Below are 19,699 nucleotides of genomic sequence, written 5' to 3'. Positions count from 1 at the left end.
GAACGTGTTCTAGGAGGGGTCAATGACCAGTCGCAACTCGCCCCCCACCGACCGCGTCGTCGCGGTGCTGGACTTCATGGTTGCCAGGAGTGACCGACGTTTCGGACTCTCGGCGCTGGCACGTGAACTCGGTCTGAGCAAGCCCACCTGTCTGGGCATCCTGACCTCACTGGTCGGCGCTGGATACCTGGTCCGCGACCCTGTTTCGGTCACCTACGGCCTCGGTCCCGCGCTGATCGCCGCCGGGCGTGCGGCGCAGCAGGGGTTCGCGGTCGGCCCGCTCGCGCGCACGCACCTCGAAGCTCTCAGTGCGCGATACGACACGACGTGCACGGCTTCGGGCGTGGTCGGCGATCGCATCACCATCCTCGAGTTGACCTGCCCCGACGGGCGGCAGGCTGCCGTGAAGGTGGGGCAGGTCTATCCGTTCGCGCCGCCGGTAGGGCTCATGTACGTGCTGTGGGATACCGACGAGCGACTCGATTCGTGGCTGGGTCGTGAACCGACACTGCCGGTGCGGATGGACGTCGCTCATCTTCGCCGCGTGGTCGACGAGTGCCGCAGAACCGGGTATCTCGTCGAGACGTTGACGGCTGTGGGGCAGAGGTTGCATACCGTCATGGCGGGTGTTGCCGCACACGATCTTCCGGGGGAGGTCCGCGAACTCCTCGGTGAGATGGTGTCCGGCCTGGGTGAGCGGGTGTACCTGGGCGCGGAGGAGGCTGGTGCCGAAGCTACGCACGAGGTCAGCGTCATCGCGGCCCCGACATACGACGCGCAGGGTCATCAGTCGTTGGTGCTGACTCTGCATGTCGGAGCGTCGATCTCGGGCGAGGACATTGCCGAGCGTGGGCAAGCGCTCGCTGCGGCTGCCGGTGCGATCACGGCAGAAGTAGGCGGTCTTGCGCCGACCCGTTGACCAATACTGAAACACGTTCTATTCTTCGATCACGGATTTGAACCGCACCGGTCCAAATATGGACCGATGCGTTGTGATCGGAGGGCTTCACCGATGTCGACCTCGTACGAACTCACGCACCTTGCTGCGCTCGAAGCGGAAGCCGTCCATATCTTCCGTGAAGTCGCCGCTACCGCCGAACGTCCGGTGCTGCTGTTCTCCGGCGGCAAGGACTCGGTGGTGATGCTTCATGTGGCAGCCAAAGCCTTCTGGCCCGCCCGGCTCCCGTTCGCCGTCATGCACATCGACACCGGCCACAATTTCGACGAGGTCCTGTCCTTCCGCGACCGTGCGGTCGAGCATTTCGGCGTCAACCTGACCGTGGCCAGCGTGCAGGACGACATCGACTCGGGACGCTCGATCGAGGAGAGCGGGCCGGGGGCCAGTCGTAACCGACTCCAGACCGCGACACTGCTACGCGCGATCGCCGAGAACTCGTTCGACGCCGTGTTCGGTGGTGCCCGTCGGGACGAGGAGAAGGCGCGTGCGAAAGAGCGTGTCTTCAGCTTTCGCGACGAACACGGCCAGTGGGATCCGCGTCGCCAGCGCCCGGAACTGTGGCAGTTGTACAACGGCCGTCACCGGCGAGGCGAGCACTTTCGGGTGTTTCCGCTGTCGAACTGGACCGAACTCGATATCTGGCAATACATCGAGGCAGAGCAGATCGAACTCCCACACATCTATTACGCGCACAATCGCACGGTCGTGCCACGAGCCGGAATGCTCCTGGCAGTCTCGAGATTCGTACCGGTGCTGCCAGGGGAAGAACCCTTCGAGGAGACGGTCCGCTTTCGTACCGTCGGCGACGCGACCTGCACCGGGTGTGTGCAGTCCTCGGCCGCCGATGCGCACGACGTCGTACTGGAAGTAGCCGCCAGCAGAATGACCGAGCGTGGCGCGACGCGGGCCGACGACCGCATATCGGAGGCCGGAATGGAAGACCGCAAGAAGGAAGGGTACTTCTGATGTCGCAACTGCTTCGAGTGGCTACTGCGGGAAGCGTCGACGACGGCAAATCGACACTCATCGGTCGGCTCCTCTACGACTCGAAGGCGATCTTCGAGGATCAGTTGGAGGCCGTGGAGAAGACCAGTCGTGAACGTGGCGGCGACACCGTCGATCTCGCACTGCTCACCGACGGACTGCGCGCCGAGCGGGAACAGGGCATCACGATCGACGTCGCGTATCGCTACTTCTCCACGCCGAGAAGAAAATTCATCATTGCCGATACGCCGGGGCACCAGCAGTACACCAGAAACATGGTCACCGGCGCTTCGACCGCCGATCTTGCGCTGATACTCGTCGATGCGCGTCACGGGATCCTCGAACAGACGAAGCGACATGCGTTTCTCTCGTCGTTGCTCGGTATCCGACATCTCGTGTTGTGCATCAACAAGATGGACCTCGTCGACTATTCGTGCGCTCGGTACGAAGAGATCAAAGCGGAGTTCCGCGAATTCGCGATGAAACTCGAAGTACCCGACCTCACGTTCGTACCGATGTCGGCCATCGACGGAGACAACGTCGTTCATCGCACCGCGCAGATGCCCTGGTACGAGGGGAGCTCGCTTCTGCACCACCTCGAGGACGTCCACGTTGCTTCCGACCGCAACCTCATCGACGCCCGATTCCCGGTCCAATATGTAGTACGGCCGAAACACAGCTCCGGTGAGCATGCCGACTTCCGGGGGTACGCAGGCACCGTCGCCAGCGGAGTGTTCAAACCCGGGGACGAAGTCGTAGCGCTCCCCTCCGGATTCGTCACCAGAATCGCAGCGGTGTGGGGACCGGGTGGAATGCCGCTCGACGAGGGGTTCGCGCCGTCGGCGGTATGTATCGAACTCGAGGACAAGGTCGACGTCGGGCGCGGGGACATGCTGTGCCGTCCCAACAATCGTCCGCTCGTCGGAACAGAGCTCGATGCCATGGTCTGTTGGCTCGCAGAGGGCGCACAGTTGCGCAGTGACGACCGGTACGTGCTGATGCACACCACGGCGTCGACACCAGCGCGGGTGGAAAAACTGGACTACCGGCTCGACGTCAATACTCTGCATCGTGACGAAGCTGCACAATCGTTGAGTATCAACGACATCGGCCGAGTGCAGATCCGCACCCACAATCCGATCCTGTTCGATCCGTACCGACGCAACCGAGTCACCGGCAGCTTCCTGCTCGTCGACGAGTCGTCCGGAGCCACCGTCGCCGCCGGGATGATCACCGGCCCCACGTTGTCGGCAGCGAAAGTCGTCTGGCATTCGTCCCGTGTCGCCCGCGAGGAACGTGCAACGCTCGGCGCCACGATCTGGTTGACCGGCTTGTCGGCTTCGGGAAAGTCGACTGTGGCAGCGGAACTGGAACGTCTGCTGGTGGCGTCGGGGCGACCGGCATATCGGTTGGACGGAGACAACCTGCGTCACGGGCTCAATTCCGATCTCGGGTTCGATGCAGCCGACCGCACCGAGAACGTACGGAGGGTGGGGGCCGTCGCCCAACTGATTGCCGACGCCGGAGTGGTCGCGATCGCCTGTCTCATCAGCCCGTACCGCGAAGACCGCGACGAGGTGCGGAAGGTGCACGAGAAGGCCGGACTGCCCTTCTTCGAGGTGTTCGTCGACACTCCGTTCGACGTCTGCGCAGCGCGCGACCCGAAAGGTATGTACGCCAAAGCTATCGCTGGTGAGATCACCGGTTTCACCGGGGTGGACGACCCTTACGAAGCTCCCGAGCACCCCGAATTGGTGTTGGCGGCCTCCGACGGTGATCCGGCAACACAGGCCGCTCGGATTGTGGAATTGTTGGGATCGTGAGCGCCCTACATTCGGCCGAAGACGATGCCCGATTCGCCGCCGACCTCGCCCAGTCCGCAGGCCGATTGCTGCTCGACATCCGCGAACGCGAAGGACGAACGACTCAGGGACGGGAGCTCGGCAGGCTCGGCGACACCGAAGCCGATGCCCTGATCCTGGGCCGATTGGCAGGTGAACGCCCCGGCGACGCAGTGCTTTCCGAAGAGTCGGCCGATGATCTCCGCAGGCTGGATGCGGCCCGTGTCTGGATCATCGACCCCCTCGACGGTTCCCGCGAATACGGCATCGACGGGCGAACCGACTGGGCAGTGCACGTGGGCCTGTGGGAAAAAGACAAGGGGATGACGGCGTCGGCAGTCGCCCAGCCTGCGCTGGGCGTCGTCTACTCGACGGCCGACGTCACCGGCCCGCCGCCGCAGTCCGGTAGGCCCACGCTTGTGGTCAGCGACTCTCGGCCGCCCTACTACATGAACGATCTCGCGCGCGCGGTCGATGCCGACGTCGTGACCATGGGTTCGGCAGGTGCCAAAGCCATGGCAGTCGTGCGCGGGGAGGTCGACGCCTACGTGCATTCCGGTGGCCAGTGGGAGTGGGACTCGGCAGCGCCCGTCGGCGTCGCACTCGCCGCGGGTTTGCATTGCTCGCGCATCGACGGAACACCGTTGCGGTACAACCAGTCCCATCCCTATCTGCCGGACTTGCTGATCTGCAGGCCGGAGCTCGCGCAACCACTCCTGGCTGGAATTGCCACCTACGCCACGCGTGAGGTGGATTCCGGTCGCGTCGCGATGGCACGTGAATACATCAAGGCTCTGCTCAGTCACGATGCCACCAAGGTCCGTCTCGCCGACGGGTGTCGACGTGTGGAGAACGGACAGCAAACCGGTGACACCGGAGCATTCATCAGGCACGAACTCGAGAACGGCGCCCAGTACACGCCGATCAGCGGCATCGGAGAGGTAGCGATCCGCGAATGGGGCAACAGCGTCGTGGCACGTTTCTCTCTCGAGTTCGACGGCGGTATGTCGGTGGCAGTGACCGAGCATTTCGACATTCCGGCAGGCGATATCGTGGCCATCACGGCGATCATCGAACCGGTAGGTTAGCGGCCGAGGCCCTCCACCGCGCTACGCAACTCGGCTGTTCTGGCCTCGGCATCGGTGAGAACTCGTCGCAGGCGTCGCGCTTGGCGATCCGCCGACTTCTCGGTCGTGCGGGCCGAAGCCTCCTCGACCTCGGCGTCGTGGAGTTCGGCACGTAGGCGGGCCAATCGCTCCTTGATCTCGGAAAGGTCCGTGGAAGCGGCTTCGGCCGCAGAGTCTGCAGAGTCGACGGCCTCGCGGGCGGACTCTTCGTCCTCTTGGGCGTCGGTGAGCTGTTCGCGGGCTTCCTCGAGGCGCGTGTCGGCTTTCGGTTCCTCCGGTGGTTCCTCGGCGGTGTTCTCGGGCTCGGGCGCCAAGGTGAGCACTGCGGGCCCGAAACCGCTGTAGGACTCCGCAGTCACGACGCGGCCTGCCTGCACCCGCGCGCCGATCTCGGGGTCCGCGAGCGCGGCACCCAGCGTCTGTCCGACTTCTCGTGCCGCATTCTCTGTGCTCGGGTGGCCGTGTTCGCGAGCAATCTCCACGGCCCGACGCGTCAGCGCGCGAATCGACTGTGCGCGCGCGGCGGAGAGTTCCTTGAGTTCGTCGGCCAATGATCTTCGCTGCGCCTCGCGCAGGCTGTTGCCGATATCGAACAGCTCTGCGATGTCCTCGGGTTCTTCGCGTACCAGGAGGTTGACCATCCATGCGACAGTCGTGGGTTTACGGAGCTTGCCGATCGCGGCCGCGAGTTTTCGGTTGCCGGATTCCTTGGCCGCTGCAACCGCGGCTGTGCGCGCGGCGACGAAGCCTTGTGGATCGACGGCACACAGTTCGGATGCGGTGTTGTCGAGTTCGGTATCGGCCACGACCCATGTTTGCATCAAGGGTGGCATTAGGAAAGCGTGTGACGCAGGTGTGCCCCCGGCAGGATTCGAACCTGCGACCTTTCGCTCCGGAGGCGAACGCTCTATCCCCTGAGCTACGGGGGCGCGCCGGAGTTGTGCGTACTGAAATTCCGGCGTGCCTGTGGGCGGGTCCAAGACTAGCGCATCCCATCCGTCACCTGAAATCACCCTCATGTTGACCTAGAAGGAGGACAGTCGGGGGGCATCTACGTAGAGGAAAGGACACACGTGACCGATCACAACTATTCGAGCGAAGATCTGGACCTCGATCTGAGGTGGTGGGCAGCTGCCAACTACCTGACCGTGGCCCAGATCTACCTGAAGGACAACACGTTGCTGCGTGAGCCCCTCACCGCGGCGCACATCAAGCCGCGTTTGCTGGGGCACTGGGGGACCAGCCCGTGCCTGTCGATGATCTACACCTTGCTCAACCGAAACATCAAGAACACCGGCGCGGACTGGCTGTACGTGACGGGCCCCGGCCACGGCGGGCCGGCACTCGTCGCGTCGACCTATCTCGAGGGAACGTACTCGGAGATCTATCCGCATATCTCGCGGGACACCGAGGGTGTACACCGTCTGTGTCGTCAGTTCTCCTCGCCCGGTGGCATTCCCAGTCATGTGAGTGTGCAGACGCCGGGCAGCATCCACGAGGGCGGCGAGCTCGGGTATGCGCTCGTACATGCCGGTGGTGCAGCGTTCGACCGGCCGGATCTGACGGTGGCGTGTGTGATCGGCGACGGTGAGGCCGAAACCGGCCCTCTCGCAGGCTCGTGGAAGTTGCCGGCGTTTCTCAACCCGCGCCGCGACGGTGCCGTGCTGCCGATTCTGAATCTCAACGGAGCGAAAATTGCAGGGCCCACGGTATTCGGACGCAGCAAAGACGAGGACATCGTCGACTTCCTGCACGGGCAGGGTTGGGACCCGGTCGTCGTTTCCGGTGATGATCCTCGACTCGTTTTTCCAGCCCTCGAAGAAGCAATACGAAACTCGCACAGCAAAATTCGTGACATTCAAGATGCAGCACGATCAGGCAGTGCCCCCGCCCAGGTGCGATGGCCGGCCATCATCGTGCGCACCCCGAAGGGGTGGACAGGGCCGCACACCGTCGAAGGGGTCCTGGTAGAGGGGACCTTCCGGGCCCACCAGGTGCCGCTGTCCGGAGTGCGGAGCAACCCCGCACATCTTGCGCAGCTCGAATCCTGGATGCGCTCGTACGAGCCGGAGGCGCTGTTCGACGCCGACGGCGCTCTCGTTCCCGAACTTGCTGCATTGGCACCGTCGGGGGACAAGAGAATGGGATCGACGCCGTACGCCAACGGTGGCAGACTCCTTCAGCCTCTTCGGATTCCGCCGCTCGAGAAGTACGAGATCGCGATCGAATTACCTGGAGGGGGCTTCCACGAGACGACCCGGGTCCTCGGCGAACTCATGCGCGACATCTACGCCGACAACAAACGCCCCGACGGCGGTGGCAACTTCCGGCTGTTCTGCCCGGACGAGACGTCGAGCAATCGACTGGCCGCGGTGTTCGAGGAAACCGATCGATGCTGGCAGCTGCCGACCGAGGAGTGGGACGACCATCTTTCGGCGGACGGTCGTGTCATGGAGGTGCTCAGTGAACACCTGTGCGAGGGATGGTTGGAGGCATACGTTCTCGCAGGCGGGCACGGCGTCTTCGCCAGCTACGAGGCGTTCGCGATGGTAAGCGTGTCGATGATGATCCAGCACGTGAAATGGTTACAACATGCAGCCGACCTGCCGTGGCGTGAACCAGTCGCGTCACTGAACGTCCTGCTGACCAGTACGTGCTGGCGAAATGACCACAACGGCTTTTCGCACCAGGGCCCAGGAATGATCGACGCCGTCATCCCGCTCTCACCTGCGGTCGTTCGAATCTGGCTGCCGCCGGACTCCAACACGTTGCTGTCGATCTCCGATCACTGCCTGCGCAGTCGTGATCACGTCAATCTGATCGTGGTCGACAAACAGCCCCACCTGCAGTATCTGACGCTCGAGCAGGCCAACGCGCATTGCGCAGCGGGAGCGTCGATCTGGGAGTGGGCGGGGACCGAGACCGACTCCGACGGCGCTCCGAACGTGCCCGACGTCGTCCTCGCCGCGGCGGGGGATGTTCCCACTCAGGAGGTACTTGCGGCGGCGGAGATCTTGCGCGATTGGGTTCCGTACCTGCGGGTTCGGATGGTCAACGTCGTCGATCTGATGGCGTTGATGACTCCGGACGAGCATCCGCACGGCTTCCCGGAGGACAAGTTCGTGGGTCTGTTCACCGCAGACACCGACGTCGTGTTCGCATTCCATGGCTACCCACGCGCAGTCCACGAACTACTGCACGGCCGCACCGGCGCGGGTCGCTTCCACGTCCGCGGGTTCAACGAACAGGGCACCACCACAACGCCGTTCGACATGGTCGTGCTCAACAAGATGAGTCGGTATCACCTCGTGCTCGAGGCGTTACGGCGATCGCGTCGAGTACCGGAAAACGGCAGTGAACTCGTGAAATTCTGTAATGCGCAATTGGTGCGGCATGCGAGCTACATCGTCGAGCACCTCGAGGATATGCCCGAGGTGACCGACTGGACGTATTCCGCGCGCTGACGCGAGCCGAAGGTTCGACCTAATTGAAAGGAAGTGGTTCGGCGCCACGCTCGGCGAGCATCTGCTTCATGAGCGTGGCTTCACCTTCCTGCGTCGAGATCATCGACTGTGCGAGCCGAACCAGCGCAGGCGTCTCCGCGTGATCTGCGGCGTATTCCATCATCGCAAGCCCACCCTCATGATGCCGCAGCATCAACTGCAGGAACATCACGTCGACGGCAGGGCCGGTTGCCTTCCGCAATGCGGCCAGCTCGTCGTTGGTTGCCATACCGGGCATGGCTGCCATCGAGCCTGATTCAGCCGGCGTCATCGATGCCATCGAATGGCCGTGCTCGTCCCCGGACATCCAGCCCATGTAGCCGTCCGGGCCCACAGGAGAGCGATCCCAGACCGCGAGCCAGCCCTGCATCTGACCGACCTGGTTCTGCTGGGAAGTCAGCATGTCGAACGCCAAAGTCTTCACGCGCTGATCCTCGGCGTTGGTCAACGCGACAGCGGACATGTCGATCGCTTGGTTGTGATGGACCGACATGTCCTGCGCGAAACCGACATCGACCGAGTCTGCGGCAGGAACCGAGTCGTCCCCGCCGAGAAACGTAGTGCGCGCGAGGAAGCCGAGTGCGAAACCGACCGCAATCGCGGCGACGGTGCCGAGAATCAGCAACGCCGTCTTCTGGCTCCGTACGGCCCGGGGCTGCTCCTCCACCGACGTCATGGTGTCGGAGCCTGCTGCTGCAGTTCGGGGGGCAACTGCAGATCGCTCGGAAGTTGCAGATCGGCCGGTAGACCCGCGGTGCCAGCACCGGCACCCGACATCTCACTCGCGTCCGGAGTGATCCCTGCACCATCCATGGGCACAGCCTCAGCGCCGGGCGCCGACGGATCGAACGGCGGTGGGTTGTCCGGATCGAACGAACCCGGAATGGTCGCGCAGCTCGCGCCGACCTCCGGGTATGCGTAACGGTTCAGACGCAGCGCTGCGATGAACTGGCCGATCCGCTCGTCGTCGACACTGTCCAACTTGAGCTGGTGGCCCCACGACTGCAAAGAGACCGGCGTATCCATTCCTGGGTACGGCGACATCATCATGTAGGACTCGCCGTCGACCTTGTCGGCCAGCTTCGAGATTTCGTCCTCGCTCAGTTCGTCGGGGTTGTATGTGACCCAGACGGCACCGTGCTCGAGACCGTGCACTGCGTTTTCAGTGCGGATGGCTTCCGGATAGACGACGCCGGTGCAGGTAGCCCACACCGCATCGTGCGGACCACCGAACGGTGGCAGCTGGTCGTACGCGACGCGTTGCTCGGGAGAGACGTGCAGCGCGGCGGGGTAATCCATCTTCACTACATCGGCGATCGACGACGAAGGGTCCTGGTTGCTTTCGCTCGGCGCGAACTTCTGCGCCTCGGCCTGGTCCTGATACTTGGGGAAGAGGTTGACGGCCAGGATTGCGACCAGGCCGACGACGACCACCACGGCACCGATGGTCAGCCAGGGAACCTGCGGTCCACTCTTGGCCAATCCGCCTTTGACGGCTGGTATGCCTCTGTTCTTCTTTTTTGCGCCTTTGATGGCCTTGTTGGCTTTGGCGGCCGACTTCTTGCCCTGACCGCCGCTCTCTTCACCCGTGGGCATCGCTGTCGTCGCTCTTTCCGTTGTGGGGCGTGTGCCGGAGCACACAAAGCTGGCAGGCTCTGCGACAAGATGGCGACCGTTATCGCAGAGCGCCACCACTGTACGTTCTCCGCTCCGAGCGGACCCTTCGAGGGAGCTGCAGCGGTGACGGTGGTCTCGAGTGGGTCTGGTGTAGGTACTGGCTGCGAACCGGCCGTGCTCCAGACCATAAGATGGTTACCTGTGACTCCCGCCGACCTTGCCGAACTGCTACGCGCGACCGCCGCGAAGGTGCTTGCCCAACGCGGCCTCGACGTGTCCGTGCTGCCCCCAACGCTGACGGTCGAGCGTCCGCGGAACCCTGAGCACGGCGATTACGCCACCAATGTTGCTCTTCAGGTCGCCAAGAAGGCGGGCGCGAATCCGCGTGACTTCGCCGGGTGGCTCGCCGAAGCACTTGCCGCCGAGCCCGCGATCGCCAGCGCCGAGGTCGCCGGGCCCGGGTTCCTCAATATCCGGCTTGCCGCCGATGCTCAGGGCGCGATCGTTGCGCAGGCTCTGGCAGAGGGCACAGCGTTCGGCAACGGAACGTTGCTCGACAACGTCAAGGTCAACCTCGAGTTCGTCTCCGCCAACCCGACGGGTCCGATCCACCTCGGTGGTACCAGGTGGGCCGCGGTCGGTGACGCTCTCGGCCGGATTCTTTCGGCACAGGGAGCCGAAGTGGTGCGTGAGTACTACTTCAACGATCACGGCGCGCAGATCGATCGCTTCAGTCGCTCGCTCATCGCGGCGGCAAAAGGCGAACCCGCACCCGAAGACGGATACGCGGGTGCCTATATAGGTGAGATCGCAGCGGCGGTACTGGCCAAGAACCCGCAAGCACTCGCATTGTCCCCGGACGACGCGGCCGAGACATTTCGGTCCATCGGCGTCGAGTTGATGTTCGAACAGATCAAGAAGAACCTGCACGAGTTCGGCGTCGACTTCGACGTCTACTTCCACGAGAACTCGCTGTTCGAATCCGGTGCCGTCGAGCGCAGCGTCGAGTACCTGAAGAATTCCGGCAGCCTGTACGAGGCCGATGGGGCATGGTGGCTCAAGAGCACCGACTACGGCGACGACAAAGATCGCGTCGTCATCAAGAGTGACGGCAACGCCGCGTACATCGCCGGCGACATCGCGTACTTCCAGGACAAGCGCCGCCGTGGCTTCGATCTGTGCATCTACATGCTCGGCGCCGATCACCACGGGTACATCGGTCGACTCAAGGCCGCTGCGGCTGCCTTCGGTGACGATCCGAACACCGTCGAGGTGCTGATCGGCCAAATGGTCAACCTGGTGCGTGACGGTGTCGCCGTCAAGATGAGCAAGCGCGCGGGCACGGTCATCACGTTGGACGATCTCGTCGATGCCATCGGCGTCGACGCGGCTCGGTACGCCCTGGTCCGGTCCTCCGTCGACTCGAGCATCGATATCGACTTGGAACTGTGGGCCAGCGAGAGCAGCGAGAACCCGGTCTATTACGTCCAGTACGCGCACGCCCGGCTCGCATCGCTCGCTCGCGGCGCCGTCGAACTGGGAGTCACCGCTGAAAACCCGGATCTGAGCCTGCTCACACACGAGCAGGAAGGCGAGTTGATCAGGACCATCGGCGAATACCCGAGAGTCGTCGCCAGTGCCGCAGACTTGCGTGAACCGCACCGCATCGCCCGCTACCTGGAAGAATTGGCTGGCGCTTACCACCGTTTCTATGGAGCATGTCGTGTACTTCCCCAAGGAGACGAGGAGCCAGGCCCAGTGAATACCGCACGTTTGGCGTTGGGTAGTGCAACCAGGCAGGTGCTGGCCAATGGCCTTGCGCTGCTCGGGGTCAGTGCACCGGAGCGAATGTGAGCGCACATCCTGCAGGACCGAAGCATGCCGCAACCTCGATCGGGGACACCGTGACCGAAAAGCCGGCAACTGCATCGGACATGACAATGCTTCCTGCGCATGTCTATCCGCGCAACGCCGAACGCGCCGACGACGGCGTTGTCTCCCTGGCCGGAGTGCCGGTCACTGAGTTGGCAGCCGAGTACGGAACACCGTTGTTCGTCATCGACGAAGACGACTTCCGTTCGCGTGCACGGGAAATGGCTGTTGCTTTCGGTGATCCCGCACGCGTTCACTACGCGTCCAAAGCGTTCCTGTGTGGGGAAATTGCGCGCTGGGTCGCCGACGAGGGGCTCTCGCTCGACGTGTGTTCCGGGGGCGAACTGAGTGTCGCCCTTGCCGCGGGGTTCCCGGCCGGCCGAATTGCCATGCACGGTAACAACAAGTCCGTCGCAGAACTTACTGCCGGCGTCACCGCCGGTGTCGAGCACGTGGTCCTCGATTCGATGATCGAGATCGATCGGCTCGACGCGATCGCCGGTGGAATGGACGTCGTACAGGACGTCCTCGTGCGCGTGACCGTCGGAGTCGAGGCACATACACATGAATTCATTGCAACTGCCCACGAGGATCAGAAGTTCGGCTTCTCGCTCGCCGACGGTTCTGCCCTCGAAGCCGTCCGCCGAGTGTTCGCGGCAGGGAACCTCCGGCTCGTGGGACTGCACAGCCATATCGGGTCGCAAATCTTCGAGGTCGACGGATTCGAACTGGCTGCGCACAAGCTGATCGGCATGCTGGCAGAGGTGGTCTCCGAATTCGGCGTGGACAAGACGTCACAGATTTCGACGATCGACCTCGGCGGCGGCATGGGTATTTCCTATATACCGAGCGACGATCCGCCACCGATCGATGAGCTTGCCGCCAAGTTGAAGTCGATCGTCGCGACCGAATCCGCTCGGGTCGGTCTGCCTGTTCCGAAGATCGATGTCGAACCTGGCCGCGCCATTGCAGGTCCTGGCACGGTGACTCTGTATGAGGTCGGAACCATCAAGGACGTCACCGTCGATGCCGCGTTGCGCAGGCGCTACATCAGCGTCGACGGCGGAATGAGTGACAACATCCGGACCTCGCTGTATCAGGCGGAGTACGACTGTCGGCTTGCCTCGCGAGACAGTGAGGCCGAGGGCGTTCTGGCGCGTGTCGTCGGAAAGCATTGCGAGAGTGGCGATGTGGTGATCAAGAATACTTGGATGCCGAGTGATGTCGGTCCGGGTGATCTGCTGGCGGTAGCTGCGACGGGTGCTTACTGCTACTCGATGTCGAGCCGCTACAACCTGCTTACTCGACCTGCCGTGGTGGCAGTGAAAGACGGAAAGTCCCGCCTCGTTCTGCGCCGGGAGACATCGCAAGATCTGCTCAGCTTGGAGGTGCAACCATGACATCGAAGAAGACCATAGGCATCGCGGTACTCGGACTCGGGAACGTCGGCAGCGAGGTAGTACGCATACTGACCGAGAACGCGTCGGATTTCGAAGCGAGAGTCGGTGTTCCCCTGGAGATCCGGGGTATCGCCGTACGTCGAGTCGACGGAGATCGCGGGGTCGACCCAGCGTTGCTCACCGATGACCCGGCCGCGCTGGTGGATCGTGACGACGTCGACATCGTGGTCGAGGTCCTCGGTGGGATCGAGGTACCGCGCAAGCTGATCCTCGCCGCGCTGGAGAAGGGCAAGTCGGTGGTGACCGCCAACAAGGCGCTGCTGGCGGAATACACCGGAGAGTTGGCGGACGCGGCCGAAAAGTCGCGCGCCGACCTGTACTTCGAGGCTGCGGTCGCCGGTGCCATTCCCGTCGTCCGTCCGCTCATGCAGTCCCTCGCAGGCGACCGTGTCAACAAAGTGGCCGGAATCGTCAACGGCACCACCAACTTCATCCTGTCCGCGATGGACGAGACAGGTGCGGACTACGCCGAGACATTGGCCGAGGCAGGGCGATTGGGCTACGCCGAGGCGGATCCCACCGCCGACGTCGAAGGCTACGACGCGGCATCGAAAGCAGCCATCCTTGCGTCGATCGCATTCCATACTCGCGTGACGGCAGGCGACGTCTACCGTGAAGGCATCAGCAAGATCACCTCGGCCGACCTGGAGATGGCGCGCTCGCTCGACTGCACCATCAAGCTGCTCGCTCTCTGCGAGCGCATCACCACACCCAATGGCCAGGACCGAATCTCGGCGCGTGTGTATCCGGCATTGGTTCCGCTGGACCACCCGCTGGCCACAGTGAACGGCGCGTTCAACGCCATCGTCGTCGAGGCCGAGGCTGCCGGACGTCTCATGTTCTACGGGCAAGGTGCCGGCGGCGCTCCGACTGCGTCTGCCGTTCTCGGTGACCTCGTCATGGCCGCCCGAAACAAGTTCTACGGTGGCCGTGGCCCGCTGGAATCCAAGTACGCAAAGCTGAAGATTGCTCCCATGGGCGACATCACCACCAGGTACTACGTCAACATGCAGGTGGCCGACCGCCCAGGTGTGCTGGCCACCGTCGCTGCTGAATTCGCCAACCACGACGTGAGCATCTCGACCGTGCGTCAACAGGGTTCGGGCGACGGCGCCTGCCTGGTGGTCGTCACTCATCTGGCGTCGGATTCCGCGTTGTCCAAGACCGTGTCGGCGTTGGAAAAGATGGACGTCGTCACCTCCGTTTCAAGCGTTCTCCGATTGGAAGGCACCACCGTATGAGCGTCCACACCCCCTGGCCAGGCCTGATCGAGGCGTACCGTTCTCGCCTCGCGATCGGTCCCGACTGGAAGACCGTGACGCTGCTCGAGGGCGCAACTCCGCTCATCCATGCAGAGCGACTGTCCGAGCTCACCGGTTGCGAGGTCCATCTGAAGGTCGAGGGCTTGAACCCGACCGGGTCGTTCAAGGACCGCGGTATGACGATGGCAGTCACCGACGCGCTTGCGCGCGGGCAGGAGGCTGTTCTGTGCGCCTCGACCGGCAACACCTCGGCGTCCGCGGCGGCCTACGCGGCCAAGGCAGGCATGGGCTGCGCGGTCCTCGTCCCCCAGGGGAAGATCGCCATGGGCAAACTTGCCCAGGCAGTCATGCACGGCGCGAAGATCATTCAGGTGCAGGGCAACTTCGACGATTGCCTGGAACTCGCACGCAAGACCACCGCAGAGTTCCCGACGATCGGACTCGTCAACTCGGTGAACCCCGTTCGTATCGAAGGCCAGAAGACAGCGGCATTCGAGATCTGTGACGCAATGGGAAATGCTCCCGACGTCCATGTGCTGCCGGTAGGCAACGCAGGCAACATCACTGCGTATTGGCGCGGCTATTCGGAGTACTTTCGGGACGGCCTTACTACGGTCAAGCCGCGGATGCTCGGAGTGCAGGCCGCAGGTGCGGCACCGCTCGTACACGGCGCGCCCGTTGCCGAGCCGGAAACGATTGCAACTGCAATTCGTATCGGGTCCCCGGCGTCGTGGAACGGTGCAGTGTCGGCCAAAGAGGAGTCGGGCGGTGCATTCCGTGCCGCCACCGACGAGGAAATCCTCGAGGCGTACCGTCTCGTGGCCAAGACCGAGGGCATCTTCGTCGAGCCTGCGTCCGCGGCGAGCATCGCCGGCCTGATTGCGGCGCGGAAGGAAGGTTGGCTCGACAGTGGCCTGACCGTAGTCTGCACGGTCACCGGCAACGGACTGAAGGATCCCGACACTGCTCTGGCGGGAATGCCTGTGGTCGAGCCGATTCCGGTCGATCCGGTAGCTGTCGCGTCGGCCCTCGAGCTGGCCTAGTGGCGAAGACTCAGCCCATGACGACAACACTCCCGCAGGGTTTGACGGTGACGGCCCGGGTTCCCGCGTCCAGCGCGAACCTCGGGCCCGGCTTCGACACCCTGGGAATCGCGCTGGGACTCTACGACGAGATCTCGGTGACGACGACTGCGTCCGGGCTGAGCATTCGTGTTCAAGGTGAAGGTGCGGACGACGTGCCTTGGGGTCCCACCCATTTGGTGGTGCGAGCGATCGAGAGGGGACTCGAAGCCGCCGGGGTATGGGCAGATGGTCTGGATGTGGTGTGCACCAACGTGATCCCGCACTCGCGAGGATTGGGATCTTCGGCGTCGGCCGTCGTCGGGGGTTTGGCCGCGGCCAACGGGCTCGCTGCCAAGCTCGATCCTGCCCTGACTTTGAGCCTCGATCAGCTCGTGCAGCTGGCGTCGGAGTTCGAGGGCCATCCTGACAATGCATCTGCCAGCGTCCTCGGCGGTGCTGTGGTGTCGTGGAGCGAGCCGGCGAGCGCGAGCATCACTCAACGAAAGTATTCGGCCGTCCGGCTGGCGGTTCATCCGGACATCCACGTCGTCGCGTTGGTTCCCGCCGAACGGTCCTCGACGTCGCACACTCGCGGGCTCTTGCCCGAACTGGTTCCGCACCGCGACGCTGCATTCAATGTCAGCCGCGGAGCTCTGACCGTCGTCGCGCTCACCCAACGTCCGGATCTTCTGATGCCCGCCACCGAAGATCTGCTGCATCAGGGGCAACGGTCGGTCGCACTACCGGAGTCCGCGAAGTGGATAGAGACGCTGCGCTCGAGGGGTATCGCAGCGGTGCTGTCCGGTGCTGGACCGACGGTGCTGGCACTGTGCACCGTGCCCTTCCCCGAGGACCTCAAAGTGCTGGCCGAGGATGAAGGTGTAAGGGTTCTCGAGCTCGCTGTAGCAGACGGTGTCTGCATTTCTTGAAACTCGCTGGTAACCGGTTGTTGCCGACTGCGCTCTCGGAGGCTATCCTGAGGAAAGTCCGTACATCGTGCGCTTCAGACGCCGGTTATCACCAGGGCAATCACGTCACAGTATTCGGGGGAATCAACGTCCGAGTTTCGTGATGTACCTGGCTCGGCCCCTCCCGTAGTTTGCATGCGGTCTCGGGTCGGTCGTCTGTCCGAATCGCGTCGATCATGAACGGAAATATCCGGGTTCGATACGACCTTCGTGCTCCGGAACGAACCCTCTGCTGCGCACTGCGAGCGAGGGAAGGAAAGGACCTCCGTGACCGATACGGAACTGATCTCCGCCCCTGACAAGACGCGCCGCGGAGCTGGGCTGTCCGGAATGGTGCTCACCGAGCTACGCAGCCTAGCTGGCGAACTCGGAATCAAGAGTGTCTCCGGCATGCGCAAAGGCGACCTGATCGCCGCCATTTCGGCGCGTCAATCAGGTAGCGGTGCGCAAAAGTCGGACGGCTCCAAGTCTGGCGCATCCAAGTCCGGCGCCGCTGAGCCCGATGCAGACAAGGCACCGTCGAGCCCAGGTACAGCCACCGTCGGTGTGAGCTCGACGCCTGTCGTCGATAGCCCTGCGCGTGCAGAGAATGCACCTGACCGGACTGCTGCGCAGTCGGCCGGACAGGCTCCTGCCGAAGACGCGACCGACGCCCCACGCCGTACCCGAGGCCGTAGAGCCGCAGGTCGCCGCGCAGGTGCGCCCGACCAGTTGCCGCTCGACGATTCCGCTACGCCGGCTGACGCCACGCCACAGGCCAACGCCGCTACGCAGGCAAACGCCGCCACTCAGCCTGGCGCCGCTGAATCACCCGAGGCCAACACCGAGCAGTCCTCGGTGAACGCAACCCCGAACAGTTCGGATCAGTCGGAGTCCTCGTCCAACGAGCGACCACGAAGGACCCGTTCAGAGCGCGGCAACGACTCACGCGGTGACCGTGGTAGTGAATCCCGTGGCAGTGAATCCCGTGGCAGTGAAACCCGTGGCAGTGAATCCCGCGGCAGTGACTCGCGTGGAAATCGTGGCGATTCATCGGACGAAGACGGCAACAGCCGCACCGACAACAACCGTGGTGAGAACAACCGCAACGACAATCGCAACGAGAACAACCGTGGCGAAGGCAGTCGCAACGAGAACAACCGCAACCGAAGTCGAAACCAGAGCGACGGTCGTGGCGAAGACCGCAATAGCAACAGCAGTGGCAACAACGGTGGCAACAACGGTCCTCGCGACAGTCGGGACAACAACAACCAGGACGACGAGGGCGACGGCCGGGGGCGTAGAGGCCGTCGGTTCCGCGAACGTCGTCGTGGACGCGATCGTGGCGAGGGTGGCGAAAGCCGCGAGCGTGAGCCCGAGATTCGTGAAGACGATGTCCTACAACCCGTAGCCGGCATCCTCGACGTCCTCGACAACTACGCGTTCGTTCGTACCTCCGGGTATCTTGCCGGGCCCAACGACGTCTATGTCTCGATGAACCTCGTCCGTAAGAACGGTCTTCGTCGTGGTGACGCCGTGACAGGCGCGGTTCGCGTTGCACGCGAAGGCGAGCAGTCCGGTCAGCGGCAGAAGTTCAATCCGTTGGTTCGTCTGGACACGGTCAACGGTGGCGACGTCGAGGCAGCACGTAAGCGCCCCGAGTTCGGCAAGCTGACCCCGTTGTACCCCAACCAGCGTTTGCGCCTGGAAACGACGCCGAACATTCTCACCACTCGAATCATCGACTTGGTGATGCCGATCGGTAAGGGTCAGCGTGCGTTGATCGTGAGTCCGCCGAAGGCCGGTAAGACCAGCGTTCTGCAGGCGATCGCCAACGCGATCTCGGTCAACAATCCCGAGTGCTACCTGATGGTCGTCCTGGTGGACGAGCGTCCCGAGGAAGTCACCGACATGCAGCGTTCGGTGAAAGGCGAGGTCATCGCCTCGACTTTCGACCGCCCACCGGGCGATCACACCGCGGTGGCGGAACTTGCGATCGAGCGTGCGAAGCGATTGGTAGAAGCAGGCCAGGACGTAGTCGTCCTCCTCGACTCGATCACTCGACTCGGCCGCGCGTACAACAACAGTTCGCCTGCCTCGGGCCGGATCCTCTCCGGCGGCGTCGATTCGACGGCGCTGTATCCACCCAAGCGTTTCCTCGGTGCGGCTCGAAACATCGAGAACGGTGGATCGCTGACGATCATCGCCACGGCGATGGTCGAAACCGGTTCCACCGGTGACACCGTCATCTTCGAGGAGTTCAAGGGCACCGGCAACGCGGAGCTCAAGCTCGATCGCAAGATCGCCGAGCGACGTGTGTTCCCGGCGGTCGACGTCAACCCGTCCGGCACGCGTAAGGACGAGTTGCTGCTCAATCCTGACGAGGCGGCAGTGCTGCACAAGCTGCGGCGTGTGCTGTCCGGCCTGGACTCGCATCAGGCAATCGACCTGCTTGTCGATCGTCTGAAGAAGAGCAAGAGCAACCTCGAATTCCTGATGCAGGTGTCCAAGACCGCTCCCGGCGGAATCGACGACAACTAGCAGGGAACAAGCCGACAGGTGCGAGTGTTGTTGCACCTGTCGGCATCGAGACATCGGGCGAAAGATCCGGTGATCGGGTCAGACATTTCGTCTGGCATACTGAACGGCTGAGTCCGGTTCCGGTTCACGTCCTCGATTGGCGAGGGCGACCCGGCGACCACTAGAAGAACGGTAAGGGACACCATGAAGGCAGGAATCCACCCCAACTACACGCTCACCACTGTTGTGTGCGGTTGCGGCAATACTTTCGAAACCCACAGCACCACCGACAAAGAGCGCATCAGCGTCGAGGTCTGCTCGCAGTGCCACCCGTTCTACACGGGCAAGCAGAAGATTCTCGACACCGGTGGTCGCGTTGCACGTTTCGAGGCTCGTTACGGAAAGCGCGCCGGCAAGAAGACCGAAGCCGACGCCGACGCATAGCTGTTCCGCCGACGCCCGTCCTGCGAAGTATGCAGGGCGGGCGTCGGCTTTTTCATGTGGTGACTGTGTCGTGCAGCGACTGTGGATCTATTGAAGACGG

Annotated in this window: 15 protein-coding genes and 1 tRNA gene; 12 read left to right on the top strand and 4 right to left on the bottom strand. The window is 63.3% G+C overall.

The genetic code is table 11. The features are described from left to right. Positions 1–22: 22 nt before the first annotated feature. The 4 genes from ABIB36_RS21430 to ABIB36_RS21415 all read left to right on the top strand — a co-directional run bounded on the left by ABIB36_RS21430 (position 23) and on the right by ABIB36_RS21415 (position 4,871). Positions 23–919, top strand: a complete 897-nt coding sequence (locus tag ABIB36_RS21430; RefSeq protein ID WP_084346450.1) for a helix-turn-helix domain-containing protein — start codon at positions 23–25, stop codon at positions 917–919. A gap of 93 nt (positions 920–1,012) precedes the next feature. Beyond that, positions 1,013–1,924 carry a sulfate adenylyltransferase subunit CysD gene (gene cysD, locus ABIB36_RS21425; protein WP_136171407.1) on the top strand — a complete coding sequence of 304 codons (912 nt, stop codon included), beginning with the start codon at positions 1,013–1,015 and terminating at the stop codon, positions 1,922–1,924. Next, the gene (cysC, locus tag ABIB36_RS21420) at positions 1,924–3,765 is read left to right on the top strand and encodes an adenylyl-sulfate kinase (protein ID WP_354563478.1); all 1,842 of its coding nucleotides are present in this window, start codon (positions 1,924–1,926) and stop codon (positions 3,763–3,765) included. Before cysD ends, cysC begins: the two co-directional genes overlap by 1 nt. Further along, on the top strand, positions 3,759–4,871 hold the full coding sequence (locus tag ABIB36_RS21415; protein WP_373270527.1) for a 3'(2'),5'-bisphosphate nucleotidase CysQ: 1,113 nt from the start codon (positions 3,759–3,761) through the stop codon (positions 4,869–4,871). Before cysC ends, ABIB36_RS21415 begins: the two co-directional genes overlap by 7 nt. On the opposite strand, the gene ABIB36_RS21410 is transcribed toward ABIB36_RS21415, so the two are convergent. Together ABIB36_RS21410 and ABIB36_RS21405 are read right to left on the bottom strand one after the other, a co-directional pair. Then, on the bottom strand, positions 4,868–5,716 hold the full coding sequence (locus ABIB36_RS21410; RefSeq protein ID WP_084346446.1) for a hypothetical protein: 849 nt from the start codon (positions 5,714–5,716) through the stop codon (positions 4,868–4,870). The genes ABIB36_RS21415 and ABIB36_RS21410 overlap by 4 nt on opposite strands. A 50-nt stretch (positions 5,717–5,766) precedes the next feature. Further along, positions 5,767–5,839: transfer RNA gene (locus ABIB36_RS21405), tRNA-Arg, on the bottom strand. 144 nt (positions 5,840–5,983) lie between these two features. On the opposite strand from ABIB36_RS21405, the gene ABIB36_RS21400 reads away from it, so the two are divergent. Beyond that, on the top strand, positions 5,984–8,374 hold the full coding sequence (locus ABIB36_RS21400) for a phosphoketolase family protein (RefSeq protein ID WP_354563481.1): 2,391 nt from the start codon (positions 5,984–5,986) through the stop codon (positions 8,372–8,374). A gap of 19 nt (positions 8,375–8,393) precedes the next feature. Here the strand turns inward: ABIB36_RS21400 and ABIB36_RS21395 are convergent, their stop codons facing one another. Both ABIB36_RS21395 and ABIB36_RS21390 read right to left on the bottom strand, forming a co-directional pair. After that, positions 8,394–9,089 carry a DUF305 domain-containing protein gene (locus tag ABIB36_RS21395; RefSeq protein WP_354563484.1) on the bottom strand — a complete coding sequence of 232 codons (696 nt, stop codon included), beginning with the start codon at positions 9,087–9,089 and terminating at the stop codon, positions 8,394–8,396. Then, positions 9,086–10,009, bottom strand: coding sequence for a thioredoxin-like domain-containing protein (locus ABIB36_RS21390; protein WP_354563486.1), 924 nt, complete (start codon positions 10,007–10,009; stop codon positions 9,086–9,088). Before ABIB36_RS21390 ends, ABIB36_RS21395 begins: the two co-directional genes overlap by 4 nt. Positions 10,010–10,231: 222 nt before the next feature. Between ABIB36_RS21390 and argS the strand changes: the two genes are divergently transcribed. From argS to rpmE, 7 genes are all read left to right on the top strand, one after another. Further along, positions 10,232–11,884: an arginine--tRNA ligase gene (gene argS / locus ABIB36_RS21385; RefSeq protein ID WP_354563488.1), complete on the top strand. Its 1,653-nt coding sequence runs from the start codon at positions 10,232–10,234 to the stop codon at positions 11,882–11,884. Then, a complete protein-coding gene (lysA, locus tag ABIB36_RS21380) occupies positions 11,881–13,302 on the top strand; it encodes a diaminopimelate decarboxylase (RefSeq protein ID WP_354563490.1) in 1,422 nt (473 codons plus the stop codon). Before argS ends, lysA begins: the two co-directional genes overlap by 4 nt. Beyond that, complete coding sequence (locus ABIB36_RS21375; protein ID WP_354563493.1) at positions 13,299–14,603, top strand: homoserine dehydrogenase; 1,305 nt, start codon at positions 13,299–13,301, stop codon at positions 14,601–14,603. The genes lysA and ABIB36_RS21375 overlap by 4 nt, the downstream gene beginning before the upstream one ends. Next, positions 14,600–15,667 (top strand): threonine synthase, encoded by a 1,068-nt coding sequence (gene thrC / locus ABIB36_RS21370; protein WP_084346439.1) that lies wholly within the window; start codon positions 14,600–14,602, stop codon positions 15,665–15,667. The genes ABIB36_RS21375 and thrC overlap by 4 nt, the downstream gene beginning before the upstream one ends. A 17-nt stretch (positions 15,668–15,684) precedes the next feature. After that, positions 15,685–16,617, top strand: coding sequence for a homoserine kinase (gene thrB / locus ABIB36_RS21365; protein ID WP_354563496.1), 933 nt, complete (start codon positions 15,685–15,687; stop codon positions 16,615–16,617). Positions 16,618–16,986: 369 nt separating this feature from the next. Further along, positions 16,987–19,176 (top strand): transcription termination factor Rho, encoded by a 2,190-nt coding sequence (rho, locus tag ABIB36_RS21360; protein ID WP_354563514.1) that lies wholly within the window; start codon positions 16,987–16,989, stop codon positions 19,174–19,176. 183 nt (positions 19,177–19,359) lie between these two features. Next, positions 19,360–19,599, top strand: a complete 240-nt coding sequence (gene rpmE / locus ABIB36_RS21355; protein WP_084346438.1) for a 50S ribosomal protein L31 — start codon at positions 19,360–19,362, stop codon at positions 19,597–19,599. The last annotated feature ends 100 nt before the right edge of the window (positions 19,600–19,699 follow it).

It is taken from the genome of Rhodococcus sp. UYP9 (assembly GCF_040547235.1).
Classification (GTDB): Bacteria; Actinomycetota; Actinomycetes; order Mycobacteriales; family Mycobacteriaceae; genus Rhodococcoides.
This window is presented reverse-complemented; position numbering and strand designations above follow the sequence as displayed.

Bases quoted from the DNA above. Each gene is read 5' to 3' on its own strand.
- ABIB36_RS21430 (WP_084346450.1), top strand. From the start codon at position 23: ATGACCAGTCGCAACTCGCCCCCCACCGACCGCGTCGTCGCGGTGCTG.
- rpmE (WP_084346438.1), top strand. From the start codon at position 19,360: ATGAAGGCAGGAATCCACCCCAACTACACGCTCACCACTGTTGTGTGC.
- rho (WP_354563514.1), top strand. From the start codon at position 16,987: ATGGTGCTCACCGAGCTACGCAGCCTAGCTGGCGAACTCGGAATCAAG.
- cysD (WP_136171407.1), top strand. From the start codon at position 1,013: ATGTCGACCTCGTACGAACTCACGCACCTTGCTGCGCTCGAAGCGGAA.
- thrC (WP_084346439.1), top strand. From the start codon at position 14,600: ATGAGCGTCCACACCCCCTGGCCAGGCCTGATCGAGGCGTACCGTTCT.
- ABIB36_RS21395 (WP_354563484.1), bottom strand. From the start codon at position 9,089: ATGACGTCGGTGGAGGAGCAGCCCCGGGCCGTACGGAGCCAGAAGACG.
- cysC (WP_354563478.1), top strand. From the start codon at position 1,924: ATGTCGCAACTGCTTCGAGTGGCTACTGCGGGAAGCGTCGACGACGGC.
- ABIB36_RS21375 (WP_354563493.1), top strand. From the start codon at position 13,299: ATGACATCGAAGAAGACCATAGGCATCGCGGTACTCGGACTCGGGAAC.
- ABIB36_RS21390 (WP_354563486.1), bottom strand. From the start codon at position 10,009: ATGCCCACGGGTGAAGAGAGCGGCGGTCAGGGCAAGAAGTCGGCCGCC.
- thrB (WP_354563496.1), top strand. From the start codon at position 15,685: ATGACGACAACACTCCCGCAGGGTTTGACGGTGACGGCCCGGGTTCCC.